The sequence below is a fragment of the Mesorhizobium sp. M7D.F.Ca.US.004.01.2.1 genome, assembly GCF_003997785.1.
Taxonomy (GTDB): domain Bacteria; phylum Pseudomonadota; class Alphaproteobacteria; order Rhizobiales; family Rhizobiaceae; genus Mesorhizobium; species Mesorhizobium loti.
Map to the genome: position 1 here is coordinate 1 of NZ_RZRQ01000243.1, position 8,994 is coordinate 8,994.

The window sequence follows — 8,994 nt, forward strand, 5'->3', positions numbered from 1 at the left end:
ATACATAATTCAGTTGACGCCGACGGGCAAGGCTGACAGATATTTATGTATCGATCATTACAAAAAGGAGAAATCGATGTCATCCAACCAACTGGGCGGCAAGGCCGCGATCGTCACCGGCGGCAGTCGCGGCATCGGTGCGGCGATTGCGCGACGTCTCGCGGCCGATGGCGCCAGTGTCGCGCTGACTTATGTGCATGGCGAGGATCAGGCCCGTGCTGTTGTCGCCGACATCGAGGCCAAGGGTGGCCGCGCCATCGCGATCAAGGCCGACAGCCGCGATGCCGCCGCCATAGACAGGGCGGTTGATGACGCCGCGAGTGCCTTTGGCCGGCTCGACATCCTGGTCAACAGCGCCGGCATCTGGCGCGCGGCTCCTATCGCTACATTGTCGCTGGCCGATTTCGATGAGACCATGGAGGTCAATCTGCGAGCCTCTTTCATCGCCTCCAAGGCGGCGGCGGCCCATATGGGCGAGGGCGGCCGGATCATCTCGATCGGCAGCAATCTTGCCGAACGGGCGACGGACATCGGCCTCACCGCCTATTCTACCAGCAAGGCGGCGCTGGTCGGCCTGACCAAGGCGCTGGCGCGCGACCTCGGCCCACGCGGCATCACCGCCAATGTCGTTCATCCCGGCTCGACCGACACCGACATGAACCCGGCCGATGGCCCGCATGCCGAACACCAGCGCCAGAAGATGGCGACACCGCGCTTCGGCAAGGCCGAGGACATCGCGGGCATGGTCGCCTGGCTGGCAGGCCCGGAGGGCCGTTTCGTGACCGGCGCCGCGCTGACCATCGATGGCGGCGCCAACGCCTGATCCGCAAGGGATTTCACGGCTGGAGCGGAAACACCTTCTGCTCCAGCCGTCACGATGTTGTGAAACCGTTCTGCAACAGGCGTTCCAAAATTTATGAAAGCTTAACGAAATCGGTATGAATCAGTATAGTCGCGCCTTACATCCGCCATGCGGTGAGCGGGACGATCGAGCGTGCGGAACGGGAACCGGTTGCGACCGGAGCGGGTGATCCATGAAATTCCTCGGAAACAAAGCAACCGTGATGCCGCTGATGGCGATCACGGCAACGCTCGCTTTCGGTGTGCCTCAGGCAGGCGCGCAGGGGCTCTTCGACATGCTTTTCGGCGGCGGCGTCAAGCGCGCGCCGCAAGGCGAGTTTCCGCCCCCGCCACCGAAGCACAAGCCAAAAGCCCCGGCCGGCGCCGGCGGCGGTGGTGTGAAAATCAGCAGCCCGTCCTACTACACCTACAAGGCCGACCGGCTGGTCCGCATCGACTTCTCGGCGCTGACCGCAGCGCCGCAGCCGGCGACCCCGCAGGACGCTGCCTTCGTTCCGTCAGCCACGGGTGCCGCGTTTCGTGATGCCGTTGCCAGCTTGGGTGACTACGAACTCTACGCCGAGCCCGATATCGCCAAGGCGCTGATCGCCTATTACTCGGCCAATCCGGATTTCATCTGGGTGACCGGAACCAGCCTCAACAGCCGCGCGCAGGATGCGGTGCGCGTCCTTGGCGAGGCTGAAAGCTATGGCCTCACGCCCGCCGACTATACGGTCGAGGTGCCTGCCGCCGGCACATCGACGGCCGACGCCAATGCGCAACTGAAAGAGCTCGTCCGCTTCGAGATGGCGCTTTCGGCGCGCGTGCTGCGCTATGCCCATGACGCCCAGAACGGCCGCGTCGAGCCCAACCGCATGACCGGCTACTATGATTTCCCGGCCAAGCCGCTCGACTTGCAAGGCGTGCTGAAGACGCTGGCGCATACCCAGGAAGTGCGCACCTATCTCGAATCGCGGCATCCGCAGAATGCGGAATACCAAGCGCTGCGCGTCGAACTGGAATCCCTGCAGGCTAGTGCGGAAAACGAAATCGTCGTCGACCCCAAACTGCTGCTGAAGCCGGGCGAAACCAGCCCCGAACTGCCGAAGCTGCTGACACTGATCGCGCGCAATCTCGATGACGAGACGGGCGGCGCCTATGGCGAGATCCTGTCCAGGCTGGCCACCAGCGAAGTCTATGACCCGGAACTGGTTCCGATCATCAAGGCCGTGCAGCAAAAGGCAGGCATGAAGGGCGACGGCGTCATCGGGCCGCGCACCGTTTCGACGCTGGCCGGAACATCCAAGGCCGACAAGCTGCTGAAGGTGGAAGTGGCGCTGGAAGAACTGCGCTGGCTGCCCTCCGATCTCGGCAGCCCGCGTGTCTTCATCAACCAGCCGGCCTTCACCGCGAGTTACATCGACAATGGCGAGGAGAAGCTGAAGACGCGTGTGGTCGTCGGCCGGACCACCAACCAGACCGCCTTCTTCTACGACCAGATCAAGCAGGTCGATTTCCATCCCTATTGGGGTGTGCCGCAGTCGATCATCGTCAACGAGATGCTGCCCAGATTGCGCAACGATCCCGGCTATCTCGACCGGGCCGGCTACGAGGTGACCGATTCGCGCGGCAAGCGTATTCCTTCGTCGGCGGTCAACTGGGGCGCCTATGGCGCCAACATCCCCTACAGCGTGCGCCAGCAGCCGAGCGAGGCCAATGCGCTGGGCGAGCTGAAGATCCTGTTCCCCAATAAGCACGCGATCTACATGCATGACACGCCGCAAAAATCGTTCTTCAAGCAAGACATGCGTGCGCTCAGCCATGGCTGCGTGCGGCTGCAGGACCCGCGCGGCATGGCGGCCGCGGTGCTCGGCACCTCGGTGGACGACATCGCCGAGAAGTTGAAGCACGGCCACTCGACCGAAAATGTGACACGCACGATCCCGGTCTATGTCGCCTATTTCACCGCCTGGCCTGACCTGTCCGGCAAGGTCGAGTATTTCGGCGACGTCTACGACCGCGACACACGGCTGAAGCAGGCCCTGGACGCCACCGAGGCGGTGCGTTCGCCGTCGAGTTGAGGCAAGAAGCCCCTCGGCCTCTATCGCTCGGACAGCGGTCGCCGGAAGCCGGCGTCCCGCCCAGCGATCAGCCAATAGAGCAACCCGGCGACAAGGCCGGCAGCGGCAATGATGCCGATGTCGGCCCAGCGTTCCGGGTCCATGTCCTCCGGCGCACTCGGCCAGATCAGGGCGAAACCGCCGACCGCGGCGGCGGCGCCGAAGACCATGTGCAGCAGGAAGTTGCGCAACGAGAAGAACTCGGCAATCAGCGCGAAGATCAGCGTCTGCAGCGCGGTCACCACAATCGTCAGGAAATAGACGAACATGCCGAGCGGCGGCACTACCAGGACCGCGATCGGCGAAACGCCCATGACGTCGAAATAATCGGGCGCGTTGGGCAAGGAACTGAGCGCGGCATAGATGACCGCGATGGCGATCAGACCAACCAGCACCGACACAAAGTAGCCGGCTAACATCATCAACATGCGCTTTAGTACATGCTTCGCCGTCGCCATGCCCATCCCCCAATGCGGCGTCTAGCGCCGCAGTCAGCCATCAAAGCGAGACTGACGCAAGGGGAGGCGCCCTTGGCGGCTGTCGCAAAACACCAAGTGGCCTATTCAGGCGCCGCCGCACAAATGCTGCGAGTCCGGCAAGGCCCAGCTGCCTTTTGCGACGAGGTCCAGGGAATAGTAGACCCGGCCACGCTCATCGTCTTTCGGGCAATCCCTGGGAATCGAGATCAGGCACATCTCGACCGGTTCGCCGACCTTCGAGGCGGCCAAGCCAGGTTCGCGATCGTATGAGACGGCGGTGCCGCCATTGGTGAATGTCGCGGCGCTGCCCGCCTCGGGACCGGCCGTTTCCAGCGGATCGTCGCCAAGCCGTGTGGTGAGCGTCTCGATATGGGTGGACGCGCATTGCCCGATCCCTAGGGGCAGGGGCTGGTCGGTCCCTGCCGGGTTGTGTGCCGCGGCTTCCAGCGCCTTTTTGCCGATCAGCGCGATGTTGTAATCCTGCACCCATGACTGGGCATTGCCATAGGTTTGCAGCGCGTTGTTCTGCGCGCTGACGATGCAGGCCGTGTCGCCCCCGCAGGCATTGCGGTCGGCAATCAGCCCGCGGGCGATCATGCGCTTGTCGCCGCCGAACGCCGGCTCGAAATCCTTGAACGCCTTTGACATCAGCACATCGATGGCCGACAGCTGCGGGTCGGCACAGATCGCCTTTTCCGCCGATAGACGTGCCTTGCCGCAGTCGAAGGACGGCCCGTCAGCCCGCGCCGGAGCGGCACCAAGGATGCCGCCGGCCAGGAAGGTAACGAGCACAAGCAAAGAAAAGATTCGAACGAAAGATCGCATGCATGCCCCCAAGCCGGCAGAATTGCCTCAAGGCGCCGCCAGCGCCTGACCTGGATATCATACGCCAAGGATGGGCAATTTGGGGCGAAAGCAGTGGTCTGCCCGCGACCCTTATTTTGGCTCGGCTGTCACGGGATCGTAGGTGATTTCGACCTTCGCCTTGTCCGACGTGTAGTAGGTGACGGTGTAGGCGCCACTATCCCAGTCGACCTCTTTCACATAGCGAAAGCCGTCGCGTTGTTCGACCTTGGCGATGATCTCCGACAATTTCTTGGCATTGGGCAGCGGCAGCGGAGCGTCGTCCGCGGCCAAAGCCGGCCCGACGGCAAGAAGAACGGCGACGCTGGTCGCCAGCAGAAATCTGGACATGGCTTTCCCTCAATTTTCCTCGGACAGAAACTCGCTGGCGTGCCGGTTTGTTCCGCAGCTGGAATGCAGGGCCATTCAGCGCGCTGATTTGCAGTTAACCGGAAGAAAAAAGCCATGCGCCAAAAAACCACGGATGCGCCACTTCACTATTCGTGGCCATAGGATGTTGGCGCTTGCTGCCTGTTCGAAAGGCCACCGCCCGCTTAACTTACGCGGCGCGTCGTTGTGCGAGGTGGAGACCTGAACGGGTTCGACGAGGGTCGACGGCGGTCACGATGCTGTGGTGGTGATCGCAATAGACGCGATCCGGCGAAGTTGGCCCAGCACAAAAACGGTAACCGCCGGGTACTGACCGGTCTTCGCTCACCGGGAAGCGGCACTGATAGAGGCCTAGCTGAATGAGGGGGACGTCTCTCGAAGTCAGTCTGATATTTTCAGGCATGGTTTTTCAGGTTCCTGGTTCATAGCCATTGCCGGCTGACGGCCGCAGTGCGACCGCGTCAGGGCGAGCTTCTCTCGTTTTGGAGGGCTGTGGATCACAATATGGTGTTGGTCGCCGCGTCAATGAAGCCCGAGGCCCTGCTTTCGGAAGCCAATCGTTGCGACTTAAGGCCACACTTGCCGCCAGGAGGGCGAGCTGCGGGAGCGAATACATTTTGTCAGCAGACAGTGTGGTCACGTCCCAGGGCATCTCTTCGAACCGTTGCGCCGGTGCTATGGTGTGCCTGCATGATCAGACAGCAGGGATATGAGGCATGCCCAAAGTCACCCGCCGTACACTTCTTGCGTTCACCGCCGTGGCCTCGGTCATTGAACCGACGTTTGCTGAAGGGGAAGATGCCTCACCCGAATTGCGGGCGCTGATCGGGGCCCATGAAGCCACCTATGTCGGGCTTCACAGGGTTGTTCATCAAGCGGGCAGTAGCAGCCACGAACGCAAGAGGGCAGACCGGATTGAACAGGAAGCATTGCTGGCCATCTGCTCCTATCCTGCGATCAGCCGAGGCGACCGCCGGGCCAAGGCCGACTACCTGTTGACCACTGAGGCTCGGGGTGAACTCGACCTGGAAGAGCACATGCAGGCCATCCTGCACTCGATGAAGCGCTGACCGTGGCTCGACCGGCCCATCGGCACAACCAGACATCGCCGACTTTACCTTTATTCCACAGCTGGAATGCAGGGCCACTTCGGCCCACAGACGTACCGCGGTCCGGAAGAAGGCCGAGCACCAAAAAACCACGATGCGCCGCTTCACTATCCGTGGCCATAGTGGGCCGGCGGGTTCATTGGGGGTTTAAATGCGCACACGTCACATCGTCATGCTTGCACTGTCAGTGCTTTCCATCCCGGCCGTTTCCGTGCCCGTGCAGAAAGCCCGAGCGCTGGAGCCGGAACGCTACACGGTCTATTGCGCCAACGACCGCATCGAGGTTTCGTTCTGGGATCTCGAGCAGATGAAGGTCCGAAACGGCTCGGACGTTTGCCAGTTCCAGAGCTACACGAGCTAAAGCAGCGCCTTGAACTTCGCTCAGAAGAATTTTGGCGGGGAAGGGGCGGATTGTAGTTGCTGAGGCGTTCGTCAAGCCTATGGAAGCGCGGCGCAGAGCCGCCCGTTTCTTCCAGGCGATGCATCATCGGGAACCGATGTCGCATTTGACGGTTACGTCTTCCAGAGACAACCGCACCGGTCACTTCTGGCCGCTTCGCACTTGTCGAAGACAGATCGGCCAATTCGATGAACAGGCGGCATTATCTGGTTGGCGGAGGCGCCCTCGTGGTCGCCGGTGCCGGAGTTGCCTTTTTAGGGCTCCGAAACATGGGTTCGATGGAGGACTACAACGCCTCGGTGGCCGCGACCCGCTCGGCATTGACGCAAGCGCCTGGGATGAGCGACCTGATCCGCTACGCTACGCTGGCGGCGAACAGCCACAACACCCAGCCGTGGCGGTTCAGGATCAGCGACGCCGGGATCGAAATCCTGCCCGACTTGACGCGACAGATCGCTATCGTTGACCCCGACAATCACCATCTTTTCGCCAGCCTTGGCTGCGCGGCTGAGAATTTGGCCATTGCCTGCGGCGCCCGAAGCAGGCCGGGCGAACTCAGTTTCGGGCCGGAGAATGACGGTGGCGTGATGTACACGTTCGGGGGTGGGGCACCTGCCGAGCCCGCTCTGTTCGATGCGATCCCAAAGCGGCAATCAACGCGCGGCGACTACGACGGCAAAGCCGTCAGCAACCGCGACTTGCAGACACTTTCCGCCGCTGCGGCCGTGCCGGGCGTCGATCTCGTTCTGACCACGGATCGGGCACGGATCGAGCGCGTGCGCGACCTGGTCCTCGCGGGCAACACCGCGCAGATCGCCGACGCCGCCTTCGTGCGGGAGCTGAAGGCTTGGCTGCGCTTCAGCCCCCGGCAGGCGATCTTGACCGGTGACGGCCTCTTCAGTGCATCAAGCGGCAATCCCGCCCTTCCGGCCTGGCTTGGTCCGATTATGTTCGATCTCGTTTTCAAAGCCAAAGCCGAGAACGAAAAATACGCAAGACAACTCGCCTCTTCGGCAGGTATCGCCGTCTTCGTCGCGCGGAAGGAAGACCGTGAGCATTGGGTCCTGGCGGGCCGCGCCTGCCAGCGTTTCGCGTTGCAAGCCACCGCGCTCGGCCTCAAGCATGCTTTCATCAACCAGCCCGTCGAAGTCGCCAGCCTGCGGCCGGACCTGGCGGCACTTGTCGGTCTGCCCGGTCGGCGACCTGATCTCGTCATGCGCTTCGGCTATGGAGCCGCGCTCCCCTTTTCGGCACGCCGGCCCGCGGAAAGTGTGATCCTATCTTGAACGCTCCTGCGCAGGGCTCATCCTCCTCGGCGGCGCGGCTCGTGACCATCAAGGTCATTCACACCATCGTCTGGGTCTTTTTCGTCGCGTGCATCCTCGCAATCTGGGTGTTCGCCTTGCGGGACGACTATGTCCATGCCGCCCTATCGATCGGTGTCGTCCTGGTAGAGGTGCTCGTGCTGGTCCTGAACGGATGGCAATGCCCGCTCACATCCGTTGCCGCGCGCTACACCGACGAGCGGCGCGACAACTTCGATATCTACCTTCCAGAATGGCTTGCACGTCACAACAAGCTGATCTTCGGTACCCTCTATGTGGCTGGGATAGCGGCCACCCTCGCGAGGTGGAGCAATGCGTCAAGATAGGAAGGCCGCTTAATGGCTGAGGATGCTGTTCTAATCGGGAAGCGGTTGCCGGCCGCTGTCTATGACCTTGCGCTGCGGCTCGGTGTCAGACCCGGCACGAGCCGAACGACGGTCAAGCTCAAGCAAACAGGACGGATGAAACAGAAGCTTGAAGCCACGTCCTGGATGTCATTTACCGCAACGCAGACGATCTCGACTTCCGAATGTGCCTTCGATTGGCGGGCGCGGTTTGGTCCCTTTGGTATGATCTCGGCGCGCGATGCCTTGAAAGGCGGCCAGGGGCAGCTTGATATCATGGCGCTTGGCGTCATTCCGCTCGCCCGCGCCGAGCACTCGTCGGCGCTTATGCGCGGCGAGCTGATGCGATACCTCGCCGAACTTGCCTGGGCGCCCGACGCTATTTTGCTCAACAGCGCGCTGCGCTGGCGGGAAGACGGTCCCGACAGGCTCGCCGTGAGCGCCGGTATGGGAGAAACAGCGGTCGAAGTCACGCTCAGCCTCGACGGCGACGGGAGGATTGCTGGTGCCTTCGCGCCCGACAGGCCGCGTTCGGCCACGGCACCAATCCTGACAACGCCATGGCGCGGCCGTTTCTCCGACTATCGCCGTCACGGCAATATGTGGCTTCCGTTTGCCGGGGAGGTCGCCTGGGAAATCGACGGCAAGGAGATCGTCTATTGGCAAGGCCGGATCGACCGTTGGGAGGCGTTCGACGATAGCGCCTGATCTTGCACCACAAGCCCAACCCGCCGACGGTCTTTTCTGATCACGCGCCAGTCAGCTTTTTTCAGGGATTTCCATGGAAGCCAAATCATCCAACCAATCTTGTTGGCTAGATGGTGGGCGATGCAGGGATTGAACCTGCGACCCCACCCGTGTGAAGGGTGTGCTCTCCCGCTGAGCTAATCGCCCGCTCGTTGCCCGAAGGCCAAGCGAGCCGCGATATAAGGGAGGCAGGCTGGGGAAGTCAAGGCGGTGTCCGGCGTTCCGACAAGGATCGGATTTGCCGTCCTTTCCGCCCCGTCTCCGACCGGCGCCGGCGCTTTCCGGTCAGTTTCCGGCAGCAGCGATCAGCTTCTGCGCCAGATCGAGCGTCAGCGCGTCGAAATGCGAGATCACTGCCGAAGGTTCGAACTCGCGCACATGGCGGTCGGTGTAGCCG

Annotated in this window: 10 protein-coding genes, 1 tRNA gene and 1 pseudogene; 7 read left to right on the forward strand and 5 right to left on the reverse strand. The window is 62.2% G+C overall.

Going from position 1 to position 8,994, the window contains the following annotated elements:
• The first annotated feature begins 76 nt into the window (after window positions 1-76).
• Together EN993_RS25720 and EN993_RS25725 are read left to right on the forward strand one after the other, a co-directional pair.
• On the forward strand, window positions 77-823 hold the full coding sequence (locus EN993_RS25720) for a 3-oxoacyl-ACP reductase family protein (protein ID WP_109671242.1): 747 nt from the start codon (window positions 77-79) through the stop codon (window positions 821-823).
• A 211-nt stretch (window positions 824-1,034) separates the two neighbouring features.
• Window positions 1,035-2,921: a murein L,D-transpeptidase gene (locus EN993_RS25725; protein WP_127265166.1), complete on the forward strand. Its 1,887-nt coding sequence runs from the start codon at window positions 1,035-1,037 to the stop codon at window positions 2,919-2,921.
• 20 nt (window positions 2,922-2,941) lie between these two features.
• On the opposite strand, the gene EN993_RS25730 is transcribed toward EN993_RS25725, so the two are convergent.
• The 3 genes from EN993_RS25730 to EN993_RS25740 all read right to left on the reverse strand — a co-directional run bounded on the left by EN993_RS25730 (window position 2,942) and on the right by EN993_RS25740 (window position 4,633).
• Window positions 2,942-3,424 (reverse strand): hypothetical protein, encoded by a 483-nt coding sequence (locus EN993_RS25730; protein WP_164757808.1) that lies wholly within the window; start codon window positions 3,422-3,424, stop codon window positions 2,942-2,944.
• A 99-nt stretch (window positions 3,425-3,523) separates the two neighbouring features.
• A complete protein-coding gene (locus EN993_RS25735) occupies window positions 3,524-4,231 on the reverse strand; it encodes a lysozyme inhibitor LprI family protein (protein ID WP_245468963.1) in 708 nt (235 codons plus the stop codon).
• 144 nt (window positions 4,232-4,375) lie between these two features.
• A complete protein-coding gene (locus tag EN993_RS25740; RefSeq protein ID WP_126069118.1) occupies window positions 4,376-4,633 on the reverse strand; it encodes a PepSY domain-containing protein in 258 nt (85 codons plus the stop codon).
• Window positions 4,634-5,388: 755 nt separating this feature from the next.
• Here EN993_RS25740 and EN993_RS25745 point away from each other — a divergent pair.
• The 5 genes from EN993_RS25745 (at window position 5,389) to EN993_RS25765 (ending at window position 8,558) form a co-directional block, all read left to right on the forward strand.
• On the forward strand, window positions 5,389-5,742 hold the full coding sequence (locus EN993_RS25745; RefSeq protein WP_109671246.1) for a hypothetical protein: 354 nt from the start codon (window positions 5,389-5,391) through the stop codon (window positions 5,740-5,742).
• Between the two features lie 190 nt (window positions 5,743-5,932).
• Window positions 5,933-6,142 carry a hypothetical protein gene (locus EN993_RS25750; protein ID WP_109671247.1) on the forward strand — a complete coding sequence of 70 codons (210 nt, stop codon included), beginning with the start codon at window positions 5,933-5,935 and terminating at the stop codon, window positions 6,140-6,142.
• Window positions 6,143-6,408: 266 nt separating this feature from the next.
• Window positions 6,409-7,467: a nitroreductase family protein gene (locus tag EN993_RS25755; RefSeq protein ID WP_348629894.1), complete on the forward strand. Its 1,059-nt coding sequence runs from the start codon at window positions 6,409-6,411 to the stop codon at window positions 7,465-7,467.
• A gap of 41 nt (window positions 7,468-7,508) precedes the next feature.
• Window positions 7,509-7,832, forward strand: a complete 324-nt coding sequence (locus EN993_RS25760; protein ID WP_245468962.1) for a hypothetical protein — start codon at window positions 7,509-7,511, stop codon at window positions 7,830-7,832.
• A gap of 12 nt (window positions 7,833-7,844) precedes the next feature.
• The gene (locus EN993_RS25765; protein ID WP_348630430.1) at window positions 7,845-8,558 is read left to right on the forward strand and encodes a DUF6544 family protein; all 714 of its coding nucleotides are present in this window, start codon (window positions 7,845-7,847) and stop codon (window positions 8,556-8,558) included.
• Between the two features lie 111 nt (window positions 8,559-8,669).
• On the opposite strand, the gene EN993_RS25770 is transcribed toward EN993_RS25765, so the two are convergent.
• A tRNA-Val gene (locus tag EN993_RS25770) sits at window positions 8,670-8,744 on the reverse strand.
• Window positions 8,745-8,882: 138 nt separating this feature from the next.
• Window positions 8,883-8,994: pseudogene (locus EN993_RS38000) on the reverse strand (phosphoglycolate phosphatase); the annotation flags it as partial.

Coding starts and splice junctions, on each gene's coding strand:
- EN993_RS25720 (WP_109671242.1), top strand. CDS start 77: ATGTCATCCAACCAACTGGGCGGCAAGGCCGCGATCGTCACCGGCGGC.
- EN993_RS25725 (WP_127265166.1), top strand. CDS start 1,035: ATGAAATTCCTCGGAAACAAAGCAACCGTGATGCCGCTGATGGCGATC.
- EN993_RS25730 (WP_164757808.1), bottom strand. CDS start 3,424: ATGGGCATGGCGACGGCGAAGCATGTACTAAAGCGCATGTTGATGATG.
- EN993_RS25740 (WP_126069118.1), bottom strand. CDS start 4,633: ATGTCCAGATTTCTGCTGGCGACCAGCGTCGCCGTTCTTCTTGCCGTC.
- EN993_RS25745 (WP_109671246.1), top strand. CDS start 5,389: ATGCCCAAAGTCACCCGCCGTACACTTCTTGCGTTCACCGCCGTGGCC.
- EN993_RS25750 (WP_109671247.1), top strand. CDS start 5,933: ATGCGCACACGTCACATCGTCATGCTTGCACTGTCAGTGCTTTCCATC.
- EN993_RS25765 (WP_348630430.1), top strand. CDS start 7,845: ATGGCTGAGGATGCTGTTCTAATCGGGAAGCGGTTGCCGGCCGCTGTC.